Raw genomic sequence first — 18,322 nt, 5'->3', positions numbered from 1 at the left:
TCGCTCAACGATCGGGTGTGTGAGAAGGAGGTGAGGGGCATGGCTGAACCGCACGACATCGACGAGGATGCCCCGATCTTCGCGATCGCCGTCGCCGCCGAGCTGTCGGGCATGCACCCGCAGACCCTCCGCCAGTACGACCGGCTGGGACTCGTTGTGCCCGCCCGCACCCAGGGCGGTTCGCGTCGCTACTCGCTGCGGCACGTCGAGCAGCTGCGCGAGGTGGCGCGCATGTCGGCGGACGGCATCGGACTGCCCGCCATCGTGCGGATCCTCGAGCTCGAGAACCGCGTGCAGGAGCTGCATGGGCGCGTGCGAGACCTCGAGGACCGCATGCGAGCGGAGCTCGAGAAGCGCCCCGGCGCCCGGGTGTTCGCCGCCGGTTCCACCGGCAACGTCGTGACCCTGCGCCACGGCACCCGCATGCGGCGGGCGACCGAGGTCGTCGTGTGGCGACCCCGCACGCCGATCGCGCCGGCCGCCGAGGACCGCGAGCAGTCCGCAGGCGACTGACGCGCTACGCCGCCTCGCCGTCCGCTGTGTGAAGTCGGTCGAGCAGGAAGGCGTGCGTCTCGGCATCCGCGGCAGCCACCAGGCCGTGGTCGCCGGTGTGCAGCTCGTCGCCGGCGAGGTTGGTGACGACCGCGCCCGCCGCACGGCACAGCGCGATCCCGGCCGTCCAGTGGACGCTGCCGCGCAGATCGCCCCCGGTGATGTAGCCGGCCTGCTGGCCGGTGGCGACCCACGCGAGAGCCAGCGTGGTCGACAGGAAGCGGGGGCTGAACCGCGCGCGGAAGACCTCGTCCGACAGCAGGCGGGTGCCGCTGTCATCAGGAAAGCTGGACTCCAGGTTCACGGTGACCAGCCGGGACGACGAAGCCGGTTGCAGGCGGCGGTCGTCGCCGGTTTCGGCCTCGATCGCCGCAGAGCGATGCCAGGCGGCCACGCCGTCCGTCCAGAACACGTCGCCGGCTGCGGGATCGGCGACTGCGGCGGCGGTGGTGACGTCATCGATGTCCAGTGCGACGTTCACGGCGAACAGGGGCATGCCGGCAGCGAAGTTGAGCGTGCCGCAGATCGGATCGACCAGCCACCGGCGGCGCCCGTCGCCGCTGGATCCGAGTTCCTCGCCCACGATCGCGTCGCCCGGCCGCAGCTCGGCGAGCACGTCACGGATCGCGCGCTCCGTCTCGACGTCGGCCTCCGTCGTGAAGTCGAGACCTCGATCAGCCGTACGCCGGCTCCCGGTGTTGTAGCGCGCTCGCGCAACGGCGGCACCGGCCGACGCCGCGCGCACGGCCACCTCGGCATCAGCATCGGGATCGGCATCGGCAGCGGGATGGTGAACCATCCGCCCAGTCAATCAGTCTGGTCGCTTCGCTGCGGTCGGGAGGCACCGAGGGAGCAGCACACCCCGTGCGGAATCCTCCCTCCGACGCGAGATGTCGGCCGGCTCGCTAGGGTTCTGCAGGAGGCTGGTCGACATCCGCACGGCGAGAGTTCTCGCTGCCGACATCGTGAGGTTCAGACATGGGCAAAGTCGCGTGGGGATTCACCTGTTCGATCGACGGGTTCATCGCCGGGCCTGATCATGACATGAGCTGGTTGTCGGCAGCGGAGCCGATGGCGCCGGGCGCCACCGAGCGCATGGCGGCCGAGGTCGGGGTGATCATCTCCGGGAGAGACGGCTACGACGCGGCGAAGGCCCAGCAGGACGAGCGGGACGAGATGACCTCCGAGGCCTACGGCGGCGCCTGGTCGGGAACGGAGTTCATCCTGACGCATCGTCCTCACGAGATCGCGGACGACGCCTCCATCGTCGCGGTGAACTGTACCGTCGTCGAGGCGATCCGCCGGGCGCAGGAGATAGCAGGCGACAAGGACGTGCAGATCATCAGCGCAGACATCGCCCGCCAGGCCCTCGAGCATGACCTCATCGACGAGCTGCAGGTCTTCGTCGCGCCGGTGTTCCTCGGCGACGGCACCCGCATCTTCGATGTCCCCGGCGGGCGCCGCTATGACTGGGAGCTGGTCGAGATCTACGAGGGCGCGGAGCGCAGCTTCGGCCGGACGTACCGGCCGAAGCGCGTCGACTGACGCTGCCCTCGTCTCTGCGCTCTCCCCAGGTTCGCCGCTCCTCCTCGCCGACGCCGGCCGCATGGTGGCACGATGCAAGGGATGGACACTGCCACCCTCGACGAACTGCGCGCACTCCGGGCCCGCGCGTACGGTCCCTCGGCGGATATCGACCAGGACCCGGCCGCGCTGAGACGACTGCACGAACTCGAGGCTCGCCAGCGGCCGGGGGCGGCATCCGACGCGGTCGCACTGGTCCACACGCCTGCCGTGCCGGCGGAGCACGAGTCGGCAGCGGCGAGAACCGAACCGGCGGCGCAGGCCGAGCCTTCGTCCCCGCGGGTTCCCGCGTCGCAGCCGAACTCGCCGCCGCCGCGACACGTCGAAGGTCACGGAGAGTCGCCGTCAGGCGAGCACCTCGTGGCAGAGGCGGACTCGACGTCCACCAGCGCCGATCCCGCGCCACCGAAGGGCGGCCTGCGCCTCCGCACGCGACTGCTGTGGGTGCTGTCGGTGGTTGTGGCAGCCACCGTCGCAGCCGGAGTCACCTATGCGATCACGTCGATGGCTCCCGTCTCGGTCTCCAGCGGTGCCGAGCAGATCGCCACCCTCGAGCCCGACACGCTGGTGGACGTGCCCGCGGGCTGGTTCGGCGCCGGGCTGAGCTCGGCCGCCTACGAGTACTACGGACTCACTCTCTTCGAGGCCGCCGGCGGCTTCAGCTCCGCCGGGAACGGAACCGACTGCTTCACGATCGTCGCGACGGACCAGCTGCCCGCCGACGACGCCGACACGAACTCCTGGTCGATGAACGGACCGATCTACTCCGGCTGTCGGGTGGGCGTCTTCCCTGCCACCGTGCAGTTCGCGATCGACAGCAACAGTCCCGAAGAGCTGCGTGCGCGCTTCCCTGACGGCAGCGCACTGCAGTTCGTCCGCGACGGCGATCGCATCGGGGTGTTCCACTCCAGCGAATAGGCCGTCTGCGTTCGTGGGCAACGGCGCATGCGCGCTGATCCGCGGCGAGGGCGGGCACGCGTGGCCGGCCCCACCCTCGCGACGGTGGAGCGCCTGACGTCAGGTGCGCCGCGTGCGCTGCGTCCGTCGTGTCGCCAGCAGTGCACCGAGGGCGATCAGCACGACCGAGCCGATCGGGACCAGCGGCGAGATCGCGCCGCCACCGGTCGCCGGAAGCGGCCGGGTCACCGCCGTGTTCGTCAGCGTGAGCTCGGCCACGTCGGTATCGCGGGCGACCGACATGGGCAGCAGCGTTCGCCCGTTCGCCTCGGGTGTCAGAGTCTCTCCGTCGACGGTCCACACCGGAGCGCCCCAGTCGACGCCGGGCACGGAGGGCAGTTCGCCCTCCTGCACCTCGAGGATGGTTCCGACCGGGAAGTACGGCGAATACACCGGGACGTTCGGGGTGAGCTCCACGCGCGGCTGGGCCACGCCGTCCCACCACCAGTCGACGGGGAACGTCGTCCCGGAAGGCACGGCGGATGCGGCATCCCCGTCCACTACCTTCGTCACGGCCCAGCGCGTCAGCTCGACCGCGGTGTTGGTGACCTCGAGCACAGGGGTCGTGCCGAACTCGACCACGACGTGGCTCGACGGGCTCCAGATCGTCTCGCCCCACTCGAACCCTGGCGGCAGAGCGGATGCCTCGACCTCGGTCTCGGCGAGGTCCACGGCGGTGCCGATCGGGAACTCGAGCGGCGCGCCCGTCTCGTCGACCGGACCGGCAGGCGTGCCGTCGGCGGGGAGCGAGAAGGTGCCTGTCACCGGGTCCTGCCCGGGGATGTGCGCGATGTAGGCGACAGTGAAGGAGTCGACGAGCAGCTCGTCCGGATCGATCCCGACGAGGTCCTTTACCACTTGGAACGTGCCGGTGATCAGCGTGGCGTCGTTGGTGAGCGTCGTGCTCACGACGAGCTCGCCGTCGGCGCCGATCACGAGCTCGTCGGGGTCGAACGTCGCGGGTCCCCACATCACGCCGCGGACGGCCGGTGCGGCCTGCTCCTCGAAGGTCACCACCGTGCCGAAGGGGAAGGTGAGCGGCGCGCCGCGGTCATCGACCGGACTCACCGGTGTGCCGTCGCCGGAGACGCGCATGGTGCCGGTCTCGACGGCGCCCGTGGGCAGTGTCGCCGTCCAGGTCACCGTGACCTCGAGGCCGGAGGGCACGCTCTCGGGGGGAATGCCTGTGAACGCCTTCGCCACGTCGAAGGTGCCCTGGCGCAGCGCGTTCACGACCTCGATCGCGATGTCGCCCGATTCCGGCAGCGGGATCGAGACGATCGCGGTCTCGAGCGGACCGGCTCCCTCGAAGTTCCCGGGACGGTACTCGGTCACGACACCGTCGACCGTGACGCGGATGACGGGCGTGAACCAGTCGTCCGGATCGACGGGCGTGCCGTTCACCGTCGGTATCAGCTCCGCCAGCTGCAGCGCCTCGGCACCGGCCTCGACATCGTCGAGCAGCTCGGGATCGCCGACGGGGAGCACTCGCGTCGTGCGGGTGCCCGGCGGGTCGGTGTTGTAGCTGACGGCGAACTCGTAAGCGGGGTCGGCGGCGTCTCCGAGGGCCGATTTCACGATGGTGATGGTGCGCTCGGTCTCGGCGGGCGTGACGGCGTTGACCAGTTCGACGGCGACTGTGCCGGTCTCGCCGATGACGAACGTGCGTCCGGGAGTCCAGTGCGCGCCCGCCCACTCGTAGCCGACCGGAGGCTCGATGCCGTCGAGCTCCTCGGTGAGCACGATGACGGTGCCGACCGGGAAGTCCTGACCGACGTCGACGACAGTGCCGTCGAACGGCACATCCAGCGTGCCTGAGCCGATCTGCTCGCCGCCGAAGGTCGCGGTCCACGCCACGGGGACGGTGGGTTGGGACGGCTCACCCGGCTGACCGCCTGACACGTCCTCGATCGATTTCGCGATGCTGAACGTGCCCGTCTGCGCGGTCGCGGTGTTCGTGACCACCACCTGCGCCGTGCCGGCGCCGATGGTGAGCGGATTCGGGTCGATCGTCGGATCGCCCCAGAGCCATCCGGGCACGGACTCCGGCGCGATCTCCTCGAACTCGACGGTGGTGCCGATCGGGAACTGGCTGTCGGCGACGACGGGAGTGCCATCGGCCGGCACCTCGAGCGTCCCCGTCGCGACGGTGCCATCCGGCTCCGCGGCGATGTAGTTCACGGTGAACGTGGTGCCCGCGGGCAGATCGTCGGGTGCGATGCCCGACAGCTCCTTGCGGACGGCGAAGGTGCCGCTGTCGGCGCTGCACGAGATCTCGCTCGAGAAGAGGAAGGAGTGCGTCTCGCCGCCCTGCAGCGTCACGTTCCGGCCGATCACCTGCCCGTCCAGAGGCGCCGCGTCGACGGTGACCGACGCCTCGGGGGCGTAGATCGAGCCGTCGATCCTCGCCTCGGCCGCCGTCACGGTGACATCTCCGGTGAGCTGGGAGAGGTCCCACAGCATGTACGGCGAGAAGGCGCCCTGAGGGTCGGCGCGCGCACCGACCACGTCGGTGGTGCCGGCGGGAACGCGGATCACCAGGGGATTCGAGACGCCCGGTGTCGGGCCGGGGGAGAACTGGATCAGCGCCGTGCCGGCGATGTTGGCGTAGTCGACGATGTTCGGCTGATCGGCGCTCAGGGGTGCCAGCACGACGCGGCTGCCGGCGTCCTCGGCCACCTCGACCGGATAGCCGACGCCCGCGATGGGGTCGGCGATGTCGTCGAGGCAGCTGCTCGCCTCCTCCCACGACGCATCGCGGTTGGCCTCGACATAGTCGGCAACGGCCGTGGCGGAGGTGTTCGCGGTGAAGATGCTGTTGTTGCCCGCGGCACCGCTCGGGGGTGCGGCATCCTCCGGGTACTGCTGATGGGTCGAGTCGATGAGCGGCGTCTGATCCGGGTTCGCCGGGTTCTGGTTCAGGCGCAGCCAGTCGGCGCGGGCGAACGCCTGCCACCCGCCGTCCCGGTCCGCCATCTTGAGGTCGCCCCACAGCGCCGGGTCGCTGGTGCCCGCGCTGGTGATCGCCAGGATGCCGGTGCTCGCCGTGCTGTACTCGCCGACGAGGAAGCGCGTCGGGTCGCCGTCGACCCTGGGCAGGTCGTAGTCGCCGGTGCCGGCGGAGACGTGGATGATCGCGTACTGGCTCGCGGCGGCCGGTGCGACGGTCGCTGTGCCACCGACGGCGATGCTCCCTTCGGTCTCCTGGTTCTGCAGGAGTGCGTCCTCCCGGGCGTACACCGTGAAGCCGCCCGCGATGGCGAAGGGATTGACAGTCTCGGGGTAGGCCGCCTGTGCCGGCGCGGGCTGGGCGATGCCTGCGGTGACGGCACCCGTCGTGGCGAGCAGGGTCGCTACGACCCCTGCGATCCAGCGCCGCAGGCGCGGCCGCTCCGTACGTACCATCAAGTGTCTTCCCCCCGGTCGGCTGTTTCAGTACATCACACGGCGGGAGACGGAGACAGAAACGTTTCGTGTCGCGTGGATTTCGGGCGCATGATGGTGCTCATGGCGACTCTCGACGACGTGCGCGCCATCGCGCTCGGGTTTCCCGAGGTGGTCGAGCGCGTCGACGGTCACCGCGGCGGGGCCTCCTGGCGTACCCCCGCCGGTGCGTTCGTGTGGCAGCGCGGGCCGAGCGGACGCGACCTCGAGCAGCTGGCGGCGCTCGGGCGCGAATGGCCGCCAGGCGACGTCGTCGGTGTGCGGACCGACGGGCAGCAGGTGAAGCGGGCGCTGCTCGAGACCTATCCCGACGCGTTCTTCACCATCCCCCATTTCGACGGGTATCCCGCCGTCCTCGTACGCCTCGACGGCATCGACCTGGCCCAACTGCGCGAGGTCGTCACCGACGCCTGGCTGCTGAAGGTGCCCAAGCACGTCGCGAACGGGTGGCTCGCCCAGCATCCGCCGGCGTCTCCCGCCCCGTGATCCCGGGATCCGAACCGCGCTCCGCGTGGTCTCTGCAACAGGTCAACCGGGCTTGTACAGGACGTTCGGCAACCGGATCTCCTGTGGAAGCGTGGTTGACCTGTGGAAGCGTGGTTGACCTGTGGAAGCGTGGTTGACCTGTGGAAGTGCGGTTGACCTGTGGAAGTGCGGTTGACCTGTGGAAGCGTGGTTGACCTGTCGAAGCGGCGGTCGGAGTGCGCCGGCGTCACCGAGCGCGTGATCCGCGACGCCCGAAGCCGCTGTCAGAGTGTGCCGGCGTCGTGGACCGTCTCGCCCGCGACGACGGTGCGCACGACGCGGGCCGTGAGCAGCGACTCCGGCCCCGCCGCGAACGGGTCGACGTCGACGATCGCGAAGTCGGCGGCGAGGCCCGCCTCGAGCCGCCCACGCGTCCCGCCGTCGCCGACGGAGGCCGCGGCATCTCTCGTCGCGTGGGCGAGGGCCTGCTCGAGGGGCAGCGCGAACTGCGGATGCCGCGGCGCGAACGACCCGTCGAGCGCCGACTTGCGGGTGGCCGCGATGTACATGTTGGGCAGCGCCTCGTGGGGAGCGGTCGGCGCGTCGGTCGAGAACGCGAGCAGAGCGCCGGCCTCGACGTACTCGGGCCACGCGAAGGCGCGGTCGACGCGTTCGTCGCCGAGCATCGCGGCCCAGTTGTCGAAGATCGCGGGGTCGGCGTGCACGGGCTGCATCGACGCGGTCACGCCGAGCCGCGCCATCCGCTCGGCGGTGCCGGGCGCGGCGTACTCGAGGTGCTCGATGCGGTGCCGGCGGGCCCGGGGTCCGTTGACCTCCGCCGCGTGCTCGAGCGCGTCGAGGGCGATGTCGCTCGCGAGGTCGCCGATCGCGTGCAGCGCCACCTGCAGTCCTGCGGCGTCGGCTGCGGCGACGACGGGTTTCATGTCGGCGAGCGGCCAGATGGGCTCGGCGTTCGAGCCGTTGGAATACGGATGCCGCATCGCGGCGGTGCAGGCATCGATGACGCCGTCGACCACGAGCTTGATGCCGACCACCCGCAGCCACGGTGATCGCACCGTCTCGGCGAGCTCCGCCGCCCGGGCGACCTGCGCCAGATTCGCGGCCTCGTCACCGGTGTTCTCGACGAACCAGTGCGCGGCGACCCGGAGCGGCAGGCGCCCGCCGCGCCGCTCGGCGGCGCGCTGGAACGCGGCGAGTCCGAGCTCGTCGAACGCCATGTCGACCGCCCCGGTCACGCCGGTCGCCGCGTAGGCGGCGAGCGTGCGTTCGACGGCGGCATCGCGGTCGTCGTCGTCGGTCTGCTCTGCGAGGAACGCCCACGCGTGCGCCTGTGCCGCCGTCTCGTAGAGCATGCCGTCGGGCTCGCCGCCGGCATCCCGCCCGATGCGGCCGCCGAGCGGATCGGGGGTGTCGCGGGTGATGCCCAGCTCCGCGAGGGCGGCCGTGTTGACCCAGCACGAGTGGTAGTCGTTGGCGTCGAGGTACACCGGCACGTCGTCGACCGCCGCGTCGATCATGGCGGCGGTGGGGATGCCGCCGGGCACGGAGTCGAAGAGCCAGCCGCGTCCGAGCACGCGCACCGCGTCGGGTCGGGCCTCGCGCGCGGCGCGAAGGCGCTCCTGGATCTCGCCCAGCGTGCGCGCGTCGGTGAGCCCGACCCGGCCGAGAGCCTCGCCCATCATGACGAGGTGGGTGTGCGCATCGGTGAAGCCGGGGAGCAGCAGGCGGCCGCCCAGATCGACGGTGGCGGCATCCGGTCCCGCCGCAGCAGTCGCGCGCGCCGCGTCGCCGGCGAACACCACGGAGTCGCCGTCGACGACGAGGGCGTCGGCCCAGGGCTGCGCGCCGGCGGTGAAGATGCGCCCCCCGGTGTAGACGGTCGCGGTCATGCGGGAACCTCCCTGTGCCCGGAACCGCGTCGCGGTCCGCTAAACGAATACCGTTCGTTATTATGCCTCATGGAGGACGGATGCCGAGACCCAGAGTGAACCTGCTGTCGGTGGAGCTGATCGCCGACGCCGCCATCGACCTCGCCGACTCGGGCGAGCCGTTCGGCGTGAACGCCCTCGCACGCCGGCTGGGCGTGACGCCGTCATCGCTCTACAACCACGTGGACGGCAGGGACGCGATCGTCGAGCTGATGCGCGGTCGCCTGTCGCGCCGCTATCTGCCCGCGGCCATCACGGGGGAGTGGGATGCCGTGGTCATCGGCACCGTGCGGGCGCTCCGGCGCCTGTACGCCGAGCATCCGCTCATCGTGCCGCTCATCGTCGGCAAGACCATCACCGACCCAGATGTGATCGCCGGCTACGACCGCCTCGCGACGGCGCTCGTCGCCGCAGGGGTCGCCGACGACGAGGTGCTCGCGATCGTCGCCATCGTCGATGCGTATGCGATCGGGTTCGGCATGGACCTCGCGTCGCCCGACGAGATCTGGCGACCGGACGTGCCCACCGCGACGCTCGGCCGGCTGATCGCGGGCGCGGCCGGGGGCTCCGAGCGCAGCGACGCCGCCTTCGAGATCGGCCTCGACATGCTCGTCGCCTCTCTCCGCATGCGGATCGAAGGCCCTCAAGCGCCGTGAGGCCTGCTCAGGCGCCGTGATGCCTGCTCAGGCGGCGTGAGGCCTGCTCAGGCGGCGTGAAGCCTGCTCAGGCGGCGTGAAGCCTGCTCAGGCGGCCGCCTCCACGCCGCGGTGCGTCCGGAACAGCTTCCAGTCCGCGCGCGAGAGATCGGCGTAGGCGTAGGCCCATTCGAGGATCGCCTCGCCCGCGACGCGACCCCCTCCGGCATACCCCGCCACGGCGGCGGAGGCAGGGGACTGGCCGTGTGCGCGGGCGAGCGTCGCCGCGCAGGCGTCGGCGTACCAGAGGAACCCCTTGTCATCGAGCGCGTCCATGTCGAACCCGCCCTTCTTGTCGCGGAACTGGCGGACGTAGAAGTCGCGCTGGGCCCCGTACGTCGTGCGGCCCACATAACCGAGGAACGGGTCCGACACCGCCTGGAGGATGCGCTGCATCCCGACCACGCGCCCGCCGTCGCCGAACTGGTCGATGAACCGCGAGACGCCTTCCGGCTGCTCGGCCTTGCCGTGCTCGATGAGCACGCTCCTGCCCGCCTCCTTGCCCTGCAGCAGCAGGACGCCGTCGTCGCCGTCCTGCATGGCGATCACGAAGCACCTCGTCCCGACGCTGCCCACTCCCACCACACGCAGGGCGATGTCCGACAGACGGTACTTCTGCAGGAGCGCTCGGATGTCGATGTTCGCCGTCTGCACGTACTGGTCGAAGACGCGGAGGACGCGCTCCTCGGACTCGGCGTCGATGTGGGTCATCGTCGGCGGCGCCTCGACGAAGACGATCCGCCCGTCGGCGTCGAGCTGCGTCATCTTCTTCGCCGCCCGCGCGCCGGTGCGCTTCTCGGCCTCCTTGATCGCGGAGTCGATGGCCGCGCGCGTCTCGTCGTCGACGGCTCGCTCGGCGGCCAGGGCGTCGAAGCGGTCGTAGTAGCGCTTGAGGGGACTGCGCTTGGCGCCCGCGCCGATCGAGCGCGCGTAGACGCGCACCGCATCGAGCGACGCCTCGCGGACCACCGAGTCGGAGCGCCCGGTCGACTGCCCGGCGATGACGATGCTGGTGACCAGTCGCTTGACGTCCCACTCCCACGGCGCCCACGCGGACTCGTCGAAGTCGTTGAGGTCGAAGACGAGGGTCCGCTGCGGTGACGCGTACAGCCCGAAGTTGGAGACGTGCGCGTCGCCGCACGACCCGACGCTCACGCCGCTGCTCGGCGAGCGGGCGAGGTCGGCGGCCATGAGGGCGGCGGTTCCCCGGTAGAACGCGAAGGCGCTGGCCGCCATGCGCTCGGTGCGCAGGGGAACGAGCTCAGGGACGCGGTCCGCGTCCTGGGCGTCCAGGATGCCCATCGGATCGCGATCGTTCGTGGGCAGCTCGGCGAGCGCTTCGCGAGGGTTCTGCTCACGTGCGGTGCGACCCTCCGCCACGTGGTCGGCATAGGACGGCAGAGGAGCCCATGTGCGCCCGATCGGCGACTCGGCGGTGGTTGACATGCGCCCAGTGTGGCACTGCGGTGCACCGCTCGTAAGTGGCGATACCCTGACCGCGTGACCCGCCCCGCGCCCGCCCCTCCGCCTCCCGCTCTCTCGCCGGGGCTGCGCGTGCTCTTCGTCCTCGCGACGACGGTCGTGATCCTCGCGGGCGTGTACTTCGCCCGCAGCCTCATCGGACCGCTCGCGCTCGCGGTCGTGCTCGTCGTCATCTGCGAACCCGTCCGCCGGCCGCTCGAGCGCCGCGGCTGGCCGCGCTGGACCGGCACCACCGCCGTCATCCTCGTCGCCTACCTCGTGCTCGTGGTGATGGGACTGCTGCTGTGGGTCGCCGGCGTGCAGTTCGCCCGGCTGGTCGCCGACTACGTGGACCAGCTGCGCAGCAGCGCCGACGGCTTCGTGTCATGGCTGCAGTCCGTCGGACTCGACGGAGAGGCGACGGATGCCGCGGCATCCGTCCTGGATCCCTCCGCGATCGTCCGGCTCGTCTCCAGCGTCGGCGGCACGGTGATCGGCGTCGCGACCGCCCTCTTCTTCGTCGTGTCCTACATCATCTTCATGGCGGCCGACGCGGCGCGGTATCGCGATGCCGAGCGCGTGTTCGGCACCGGTCGCCGCCCCGCGCTGGCCCGGATCCGACGCCTGAACACCGGCATCCGTCGCTATTACGTCGTGAACGCATCGTTCGGCGCCGTCGTGGCGATCATCGACGGCCTGGCGCTCTGGGCGCTCGGCGTACCGGCGCCGATCGTGTGGGCCGTGCTCGCCTTCGTGACCAACTTCGTCCCGAACATCGGCTTCGTGCTCGGCCTGATCCCGCCCGCCGTGCTGGCCTTCGTGGTCGGCGGATGGCCGATGCTGCTCGCCGTGATCGCGATCTACTCTGTCGTCAACGTCGTGCTGCAGGTGCTGGTGCAGCCGAAGTTCGTCAGCGACGCGGTCGACCTCAGCCTGACGCTGAGCTTCTTCTCGGTCATCTTCTGGACATTCGTGATCGGCCCGCTCGGCGCGATCCTGTCCATCCCCCTCACGCTCTTCGTCCGGGCGCTCGTGCTCGAGGGAGATCCGGGGTCGCTGTGGCTGCGGTGGCTGTCGGGCGACCGCACCGCCACGCCGGCCTCGGCGGCGCGCGATCCGCTGATGCATCCCTGATCGACCGCTCCACACCGTCCGCATCACATCCTCACGGAGGCAGTCATGACTCAGACCTCGCTCGATCTGCCCTCACCCGACGGGCAGCCGGCGGATCCGTCGCGGCCGCACCGGCCCCGCGTCTTCGACCGGGTCAGCGAGCGCTCGCTCGAGTCCCTCGCCCTCGGCGTCGGCGCGGTCTCGTTCATCGTCGTGGCGCTCGTGGCGATGGTCGCGTTCGGCTTCCAGGCGGCGCCGATCTCGGGCCCGGGCTCGGTGGGGCAGTTCGCGGCGATCGCGTCGGGCGTCGTGGCGTTCCTCGCGGTGATCGGCGGCCGGATCCTCGCCCACCGGCAGGGCGTGCACCGGCGCCTGAAGCCCCTCGACTATGTCGACGTCGCGGCACTGGCCTTCGCCCACGCCGTCATCGCCCTGCTCGGCTGGACGCTGCTGGCCGTGATCCTCGAAGACGCGTTCATCGGTGCCGAGGTGTTCGCGCTGCCCGTGCTCATCCTCGCCGGCGCCACCTCGGCGATGACGGCGTATCTCGCGTTCTACTCCGCAACCCACATGGATCTGCAGCTGCTCGCGGTCGTCCTCGCGGTGTTCCTCGTCCTCGGCGTGCTCGCCAGCATGCTCACCGCCAGCGACCCCAACTGGTGGAAGGACAACCTCAGCGCTCTCGGCATGTCGTCCAACGTGTCGGCGTTCGCGTTCAACATCACGATCATCGTCGCGGGCTTCCTCGTGACCACGCTCGCGCGGTACTCCACGCGCGGCATCCCCACCACCAACCCCCACGGCATCGCCCGCGTGCGTATCTCGCTCATCGTGGTCGGCGTGTTCCTGGGCATGGTCGGCTTGTTCCCCGTGGACCGGTTCTTCGCGCTCCACACCAGCGTCGCATCGGGCATGGTGGTCGCGTTCGGCGTGCTCGTCATCGCGCTGCCGCGGTGGATCCCGTCGATGCCGCGGGCCTTCGTCGCCCTCGGGTGGCTCTTCCTCGCCGTCACGCTGCTGCTCGCGGTGTTCTTCTTCATCGGCTACTACACGCTGACGGCCGTCGAGCTCGTCGCCGGCATCCTGGTCTTCACCTGGATCGTGCTGTTCATCCGCAATGCGGCCGCCCTGGCGCACGACGCGCGCCGCGAGCCGTCAGCCGGCTGAGCGGGCTCCGGTCCAGGGGAGCGAGGCCTCCGGGCGCTCGCGCGCGAGGTCGGCGGGGGTGATGAGCATCTCGCGCGCCCAGGTGACGACGAGCCAGGTGGGCAGCACGATGATGCACAGCATCGGCAGCACCGTGATGTCGCCGACCATCGCGACGGCCACGAACAGCGCCACCCAGCCGTCGCGGGCGATCGCCAGCACGAGGCCGAGCACTCCGCACGCCACGGCGAGCGACAGCGGCAGGCCCGGCAGCAGCGCGCCGCCCAGCATGCCGGCCGCCACCCCGAGGAACACGGCCGGGAAGATGCGGCCGCCGCGGAAACCCGCGGACGCCGCGACCACGAGCGCCGCCATCTTGACGAGCAGGATCACCGCCAGCTGACCGGGCGGATACGCATCGGGATCGGCGAGGAGCTCGCCGCTCTGCTCGAGGCCCTTGAACAGCGTGATCGGTCCGCCGATCATCCCCAGCAGCCCCAGCACCACCCCGCCGAGCGTGATGTAGAGCATCGGATGCCGCAGCGCGTGGAACGCGCGATGCACGAGCGGGAAGAGGTAGATGCCCACGAGCCCGAAAGCGGCGGCGGCGCACGCGACGATCGCGCCGAGGAGCAGGTCGAAGGCCTGCGGCGTCCCGTAGGGGGCGAGGGGCGTCGCCGTGCCGAATCCGCCGCCGAGCAGGAAGGTCGTCACGGACCCGGCTCCGGCCGCGACGAGCGGGAGGAACAGCTTGTCCCAGAGCGACCCGCCCATCTTGAACTCTCCGACCATGCCGGTGAACACGAGCGCTGCGGCGACGGGGGTGCCGAAGAGCGCGCCGATCGTGGCCGAGATCGCGAGCGCGCCGGTGAGCTCGGGCGGCACCGCCTTGGCGATGCGCGCGACGAGCGCGATCGCGAGCGAGACGTTGACGGCGATGATCGGGTTCTCGGGGCCGAGGCTCACCCCGCCCGCGAGGCTGAGGATCACGACGACGACGAGGCCGGGCAGCACCCACAGCTGCAGCGGCTTCGCGGCGAGTTCGGTGGTGGCGGAGTCGGGGCCGGCATGGCCGGGCACGAGCCACACGACGAGGCCGACCGCGATGCCGGTCGCCGTCAGCACCGTGAAGATCCACCACGGTGCGTCGGGGGCGATGCCCAGCGCCTGAGGCGTGTTCGTCCACAGCACGTCGTCGAGTCGATCGGCGATCTGCTCGAGCAGCCAGAGCGACAGCGCCGACAGCACGCCGATCAGGAGAGCGGGGATCGACAGCAGCACCAGGCGTCGGACGGTCAGCTGCGGACCCGGCGGCGTGGCCGGTGCGGGCGAGGCGGCGGTGGGGCCGGGCATGGGGCACACGATAGCGGTAGCGGTGCGAGTGGGGCGACTGCCGCGCGAGGCGATCCTGCGCGGCGGCGGGCGCGCCGGTGCCCCGGGTGGCGACATCCGGTGCACAATTCGCATGTGGAGGAGACCGCCTGGCACAAGCGCACCGAGGTGCCGCTGATGATCGCCTCACTCGCGTACCTCGTCGCGTACTCGTGGCGCGTGATCGCGGATCTGCACGGTCCTGGCCGGGCGGTCGCGTCGACAGTGATCCTGGTCACCTGGGCCATGTTCATCGCGGACTACCTCGTGCGCCTGGCGCTCGCGAAGAATCGGCGATGGTGGTTCCGCCATCACCTGTCTGCGCTGACGTTCGCGCTGATCCCCGTCCTGCGCCTCGTTCGCCTCCTGCGCTTCATGACCCGGCTGCCGGGGATGAAGACGACCGCGGGCGGTGTGCTGCGCACGCAGATCCTCGTCTACGGCGCCGGCGCCTCCGTCATCCTGATCTACCTCGCGTCGCTCGCGGTGCTCGAAGCAGAGCGTCACGCTCCCGACGCGAACATCACGACCTTCCCTATCGCGGTGTGGTGGGCGTGTGTGACCGTCACGACGACGGGCTACGGCGACTACGTGCCGATGACGGATGCCGGCCGCTGGGTCGCCGTGGCGCTCATGCTCGGAGGGGTGGCGCTGGCCGGCGTGATCACCGCGACCCTGGCCTCGTGGGTGCTCGAGCGCGCGTCGCGCGCACACGACGACCAGGAGCCAGCGACGCGTGCGCAGGTGCGGGCGCTGATGGAGAAGATCGACGCTCTCACGGCGCAGAGCGCCGCCGGCGGAGGCGGTGCGGGCGGTGCGGGCGCAGGCGGCGCGGGCGCGGGTGGTGCGGGCGGTGCCGGCGCGGGCGGTGCAGGCGGTGCGGGCGCCGGCGGTGCGGTCGGTGGCGGTGCGGGCGCGGGTGGTGCGGGCGCAGGCGGTGCGGACGGCGAGGGCGCGCACCACGGCGATGACCACGGATCGCTCGGCGACGGCGGAGACGAACGCCCCGGCGGATGATCGCCCGCGACCGCAGGTGACACGAAGAAGGCCGCGTCCGGATGGACGCGGCCTTCTTCGTTCGAAGCGATGCTCAGGACAGCAGCTTCGCCTTCGCTGCGGCGAACTCCTCGTCGGAGAGGATGCCCTGTGCGTGCAGCTGCGCGAGCTGCGTGATCTTGGCCATCATGTCGTCGCCGGCGGCGGGAGCCGCCGGAGCGGCTGGAGCGGCCGGGGTCGCTGCCTGCGCGTTGGCGACAGCCTGAGCGGCGGCGGCATCCATCGCGGCCTGCTGCTGCTGGGCCTCGTACGCCTGCTGCTCCTGCGCGTTGTAGGCCTTCTCCTGCTGGTGGCGCTGAACGCTGCCCGAGACGGCCGTCGCCGTGCCAGCGACGACAGCGGTGCGGGCGGCCATGCCGATCAGACCGGGACGGCCCATTCTTCTCAGTGGCATGTCTTCCTCCTTCAGTCGGCGTTCTCGGCGAGGAACGCGTTGACGATCGGTGCGGGGATGCCCTCGCGCGCGATGACGGCGCCGCCGGCGTCGTAGAGCGCCGACGCGAACGCCTTCGCCCACAGCAGCTCGATCACGAGGATGGCTGCGGACGAACCGGGCTCGAGGCTCTCCGCGAGGAACAGGATGTCGTCCTGCCCCGCGAGCCCCGCGAGGTCGAGCGACGGCGCGCCGTCGTCGATCGTGTCGGAGAGCTCGAGGACCTCGAGCTCTCCTTCCGGCGAACGCCGGGCGAAGACGAGGTCGAGCACATTGACCGTGCCGGAGGCGACGAGGTCGTCGATCGCCTGGAGCACCGCCGGGCCGGGGCGGTCGCCTTCGAACGCGATCGCGTAGAACTCGATGGGGCCGTAATCGAAAGTCGTCATGTCTTCTCCTGTCTCGGGTGCCGGCTAGACAGCCAGCGCCTTGGCCTTGAGGCTGTCGAACTCGGCCTGGGTGATCGCGCCGGAGTCGAGAAGCGACTTCGCCTTGGCGATGTCGTCGGCGGCGCTCGCCCCCGAGCCCGCGGTCTGCCGGATGTACGCGTCCTGAGCGGAGCGCAGCTCCTGTGCCTGCGCGATCGAGCGCTTCTGCATGCCGTTGCCCCGCGCGATCAGGTAGACCAGCGCGGTGAGGAAGGGCACGAAGATCAGGAAGAGGATCCAGACGGCCTTGAGCCAGCCGTTCAGCTTGTCGTCGCGGAAGAGGTCGCCGATGATCGAGAAGATCACCATCAGGTACGCGACGAACACGAAGATCCAGAACATCCAGGCGATGAAATCCCAGAAGCCGCCCATGGATACCAGCTTTCTCGACGGGGTCGACCCGTCGCTGTGCAGTTATGGCCACCGCGTCCCTCGCGGCTGCCCTGGTCGGAGACTACCGCCAAACACGCCGGACCGGGATGACCGATTTTCGAAGCTTTCCTGACCGCTTAGCGGCATCATGGCCCCATGACCGATGAACCTGAGGGCTCCGACGCCGACGTGGTGCCTGCGGTCGTCGCAGAGCGCCCGCGGCGCTTCTCCAACGTGATGGCGGCGCTCGATCATCCGCTCGCAACGGGCTTCCTCGTGACGATCGGCGTGCTGGCGGCACTCGTGCTCGGCTCGGCGATCGGCTCGATCTCGACCATCCTCGTCTACATCGTGCTGGCGATGTTCCTCGCACTCGGGCTCGACCCGATCGTGCGGATGCTCGAGCGCCACAAGGTCAAGCGCGGCGCGGGCATCGCCATCGTGTTCTGCGGATTCGCCCTCGTGGCGGTCGCGTTCTTCGTCTTCGTGCTCCCGCCCGTCATCGCGCAGATCGTGCAGCTGGTCGCGGCCATCCCCGAGGGCGTCGAGAACATCCCGCAGTCTGACTGGTTCGCGCAGCTCACTCCCGACGCACAGACCGCGGTGCTCACGGGTCTGGGCCAGCTCGCCGACTGGATCTCAGCCCCGTCGACCATCGCGATGCTCGGCGGGGGAGTGCTGGCCGTCGGTGTCGGCTTCGTGGCGGGGATCTCGGCGAGCTTCATCGTGATCGCCCTGACCCTCTACTTCCTCGCGTCGCTCTCCGCGGCCAAGCGCGCGCTCTACGACCTGGCACCGGCGCACAGCCGCGTCCGCCTGGCGGACCTCACGGAGCGCATCACCGGCTCCGTGGGCAGCGCGCTGATCGGCTCGGTGATCCTCTCGTCACTCAACGCCGCGGCCGTCTTCATCCTGCATGTGGTGATCGGGCTGCCCTTTCCGGCGCTCATGGCGGTGATCGCGTTCGTGATCACCCTCATCCCGCTCTTCGGCTCGGTGATCTTCTGGATCTTCGCCTCGATCATCGCGCTGTTCTCGAGCCCCACCCAGGCCCTCATCTTCTTCATCGCCTACCTGATCTACATCCAGCTCGAGTCGTACGTCATCAGCCCCCGCGTCATGAACAAGGCGATCGCGATCCCCGCCGCCCTGGTGCTGATCGGCGCCCTGGCCGGCGGGGCGCTGGCGGGCGTCGTCGGCGTGCTGGTGGCGCTGCCCGTCATGGCATCGATCCTGCTGATCATCCGCGAGGTCGTCGTCCCCCGCCAGAACCTCAAGGTCTGACCCGCCGCAGCG

Annotated in this window: 17 protein-coding genes; 9 read left to right on the top strand and 8 right to left on the bottom strand. The window is 70.5% G+C overall.

Translation table 11 applies throughout. From position 1 onward, the window contains the following. Window positions 1–39: 39 nt before the first annotated feature. The gene (locus MRBLMI12_RS08475; protein WP_363355631.1) at window positions 40–513 is read left to right on the top strand and encodes a heat shock protein transcriptional repressor HspR; all 474 of its coding nucleotides are present in this window, start codon (window positions 40–42) and stop codon (window positions 511–513) included. A 4-nt stretch (window positions 514–517) separates the two neighbouring features. On the opposite strand, the gene MRBLMI12_RS08470 is transcribed toward MRBLMI12_RS08475, so the two are convergent. Then, window positions 518–1,351, bottom strand: a complete 834-nt coding sequence (locus tag MRBLMI12_RS08470; RefSeq protein WP_363355629.1) for an inositol monophosphatase family protein — start codon at window positions 1,349–1,351, stop codon at window positions 518–520. Between the two features lie 179 nt (window positions 1,352–1,530). Here MRBLMI12_RS08470 and MRBLMI12_RS08465 point away from each other — a divergent pair, with 179 nt between their 5' ends. Continuing rightward, a complete protein-coding gene (locus MRBLMI12_RS08465) occupies window positions 1,531–2,097 on the top strand; it encodes a dihydrofolate reductase family protein (RefSeq protein WP_363355627.1) in 567 nt (188 codons plus the stop codon). Between the two features lie 81 nt (window positions 2,098–2,178). After that, complete coding sequence (locus MRBLMI12_RS08460; protein WP_363355625.1) at window positions 2,179–3,054, top strand: hypothetical protein; 876 nt, start codon at window positions 2,179–2,181, stop codon at window positions 3,052–3,054. 99 nt (window positions 3,055–3,153) lie between these two features. On the opposite strand, the gene MRBLMI12_RS08455 is transcribed toward MRBLMI12_RS08460, so the two are convergent. After that, complete coding sequence (locus MRBLMI12_RS08455; protein ID WP_363355623.1) at window positions 3,154–6,498, bottom strand: collagen-binding domain-containing protein; 3,345 nt, start codon at window positions 6,496–6,498, stop codon at window positions 3,154–3,156. Between the two features lie 102 nt (window positions 6,499–6,600). Between MRBLMI12_RS08455 and MRBLMI12_RS08450 the strand changes: the two genes are divergently transcribed. Next, entirely contained in the window at window positions 6,601–7,023 is a 423-nt protein-coding gene (locus MRBLMI12_RS08450) for an MmcQ/YjbR family DNA-binding protein (protein ID WP_363355621.1), read from the top strand. 263 nt (window positions 7,024–7,286) lie between these two features. On the opposite strand, the gene MRBLMI12_RS08445 is transcribed toward MRBLMI12_RS08450, so the two are convergent. Continuing rightward, a complete protein-coding gene (locus tag MRBLMI12_RS08445; protein ID WP_363355619.1) occupies window positions 7,287–8,912 on the bottom strand; it encodes an amidohydrolase in 1,626 nt (541 codons plus the stop codon). 80 nt (window positions 8,913–8,992) lie between these two features. Here MRBLMI12_RS08445 and MRBLMI12_RS08440 point away from each other — a divergent pair, with 80 nt between their 5' ends. Continuing rightward, the gene (locus MRBLMI12_RS08440) at window positions 8,993–9,607 is read left to right on the top strand and encodes a TetR/AcrR family transcriptional regulator (RefSeq protein ID WP_363355617.1); all 615 of its coding nucleotides are present in this window, start codon (window positions 8,993–8,995) and stop codon (window positions 9,605–9,607) included. A gap of 87 nt (window positions 9,608–9,694) precedes the next feature. On the opposite strand, the gene MRBLMI12_RS08435 is transcribed toward MRBLMI12_RS08440, so the two are convergent. Continuing rightward, the gene (locus MRBLMI12_RS08435; protein ID WP_349425590.1) at window positions 9,695–11,092 is read right to left on the bottom strand and encodes a DUF2252 domain-containing protein; all 1,398 of its coding nucleotides are present in this window, start codon (window positions 11,090–11,092) and stop codon (window positions 9,695–9,697) included. A gap of 54 nt (window positions 11,093–11,146) precedes the next feature. On the opposite strand from MRBLMI12_RS08435, the gene MRBLMI12_RS08430 reads away from it, so the two are divergent. After that, window positions 11,147–12,241 (top strand): AI-2E family transporter, encoded by a 1,095-nt coding sequence (locus tag MRBLMI12_RS08430; protein ID WP_363355615.1) that lies wholly within the window; start codon window positions 11,147–11,149, stop codon window positions 12,239–12,241. Between the two features lie 45 nt (window positions 12,242–12,286). Next, window positions 12,287–13,387: a DUF998 domain-containing protein gene (locus MRBLMI12_RS08425; protein ID WP_363355613.1), complete on the top strand. Its 1,101-nt coding sequence runs from the start codon at window positions 12,287–12,289 to the stop codon at window positions 13,385–13,387. Here MRBLMI12_RS08425 and MRBLMI12_RS08420 read toward each other — a convergent pair. Beyond that, a complete protein-coding gene (locus MRBLMI12_RS08420) occupies window positions 13,376–14,719 on the bottom strand; it encodes an ion channel protein (RefSeq protein WP_363355611.1) in 1,344 nt (447 codons plus the stop codon). The two genes, MRBLMI12_RS08425 and MRBLMI12_RS08420, sit on opposite strands and share 12 nt — an antisense overlap. A gap of 114 nt (window positions 14,720–14,833) precedes the next feature. Here MRBLMI12_RS08420 and MRBLMI12_RS08415 point away from each other — a divergent pair, with 114 nt between their 5' ends. Beyond that, window positions 14,834–15,754 carry a potassium channel family protein gene (locus MRBLMI12_RS08415; protein WP_363355609.1) on the top strand — a complete coding sequence of 307 codons (921 nt, stop codon included), beginning with the start codon at window positions 14,834–14,836 and terminating at the stop codon, window positions 15,752–15,754. Between the two features lie 73 nt (window positions 15,755–15,827). Here MRBLMI12_RS08415 and MRBLMI12_RS08410 read toward each other — a convergent pair whose 3' ends face one another. From MRBLMI12_RS08410 to MRBLMI12_RS08400, 3 genes are read right to left on the bottom strand one after another with little or no spacing between them, the layout of a single operon-like run. Then, window positions 15,828–16,172: an SHOCT domain-containing protein gene (locus MRBLMI12_RS08410; RefSeq protein ID WP_363355765.1), complete on the bottom strand. Its 345-nt coding sequence runs from the start codon at window positions 16,170–16,172 to the stop codon at window positions 15,828–15,830. Between the two features lie 26 nt (window positions 16,173–16,198). Beyond that, complete coding sequence (locus tag MRBLMI12_RS08405; RefSeq protein ID WP_349425584.1) at window positions 16,199–16,615, bottom strand: DUF6325 family protein; 417 nt, start codon at window positions 16,613–16,615, stop codon at window positions 16,199–16,201. Between the two features lie 24 nt (window positions 16,616–16,639). After that, window positions 16,640–17,026 carry an SHOCT domain-containing protein gene (locus MRBLMI12_RS08400; RefSeq protein ID WP_349425583.1) on the bottom strand — a complete coding sequence of 129 codons (387 nt, stop codon included), beginning with the start codon at window positions 17,024–17,026 and terminating at the stop codon, window positions 16,640–16,642. Window positions 17,027–17,182: 156 nt separating this feature from the next. On the opposite strand from MRBLMI12_RS08400, the gene MRBLMI12_RS08395 reads away from it, so the two are divergent. Further along, on the top strand, window positions 17,183–18,310 hold the full coding sequence (locus MRBLMI12_RS08395) for an AI-2E family transporter (protein WP_363355606.1): 1,128 nt from the start codon (window positions 17,183–17,185) through the stop codon (window positions 18,308–18,310). Window positions 18,311–18,322: the final 12 nt, after the last annotated feature.

This window comes from Microbacterium sp. LMI12-1-1.1 (genome assembly GCF_040676455.1).
Lineage (GTDB): Bacteria > Actinomycetota > Actinomycetes > Actinomycetales > Microbacteriaceae > Microbacterium.
The sequence above is the reverse complement of the archived record's forward strand: the minus strand, read 5'-3'. Positions and strand labels throughout refer to the sequence as shown.

Excerpts from the sequence above, each read along its gene's own strand:
- MRBLMI12_RS08410 (WP_363355765.1), bottom strand. The coding sequence starts at position 16,172 with ATGGGCCGTCCCGGTCTGATCGGCATGGCCGCCCGCACCGCTGTCGTC.
- MRBLMI12_RS08455 (WP_363355623.1), bottom strand. The coding sequence starts at position 6,498 with ATGGTACGTACGGAGCGGCCGCGCCTGCGGCGCTGGATCGCAGGGGTC.
- MRBLMI12_RS08425 (WP_363355613.1), top strand. The coding sequence starts at position 12,287 with ATGACTCAGACCTCGCTCGATCTGCCCTCACCCGACGGGCAGCCGGCG.
- MRBLMI12_RS08395 (WP_363355606.1), top strand. The coding sequence starts at position 17,183 with ATGACCGATGAACCTGAGGGCTCCGACGCCGACGTGGTGCCTGCGGTC.
- MRBLMI12_RS08475 (WP_363355631.1), top strand. The coding sequence starts at position 40 with ATGGCTGAACCGCACGACATCGACGAGGATGCCCCGATCTTCGCGATC.
- MRBLMI12_RS08460 (WP_363355625.1), top strand. The coding sequence starts at position 2,179 with ATGGACACTGCCACCCTCGACGAACTGCGCGCACTCCGGGCCCGCGCG.
- MRBLMI12_RS08465 (WP_363355627.1), top strand. The coding sequence starts at position 1,531 with ATGGGCAAAGTCGCGTGGGGATTCACCTGTTCGATCGACGGGTTCATC.
- MRBLMI12_RS08420 (WP_363355611.1), bottom strand. The coding sequence starts at position 14,719 with ATGCCCGGCCCCACCGCCGCCTCGCCCGCACCGGCCACGCCGCCGGGT.
- MRBLMI12_RS08470 (WP_363355629.1), bottom strand. The coding sequence starts at position 1,351 with ATGGTTCACCATCCCGCTGCCGATGCCGATCCCGATGCTGATGCCGAG.
- MRBLMI12_RS08450 (WP_363355621.1), top strand. The coding sequence starts at position 6,601 with ATGGCGACTCTCGACGACGTGCGCGCCATCGCGCTCGGGTTTCCCGAG.
- MRBLMI12_RS08440 (WP_363355617.1), top strand. The coding sequence starts at position 8,993 with ATGCCGAGACCCAGAGTGAACCTGCTGTCGGTGGAGCTGATCGCCGAC.
- MRBLMI12_RS08405 (WP_349425584.1), bottom strand. The coding sequence starts at position 16,615 with ATGACGACTTTCGATTACGGCCCCATCGAGTTCTACGCGATCGCGTTC.
- MRBLMI12_RS08400 (WP_349425583.1), bottom strand. The coding sequence starts at position 17,026 with ATGGGCGGCTTCTGGGATTTCATCGCCTGGATGTTCTGGATCTTCGTG.
- MRBLMI12_RS08435 (WP_349425590.1), bottom strand. The coding sequence starts at position 11,092 with ATGTCAACCACCGCCGAGTCGCCGATCGGGCGCACATGGGCTCCTCTG.
- MRBLMI12_RS08445 (WP_363355619.1), bottom strand. The coding sequence starts at position 8,912 with ATGACCGCGACCGTCTACACCGGGGGGCGCATCTTCACCGCCGGCGCG.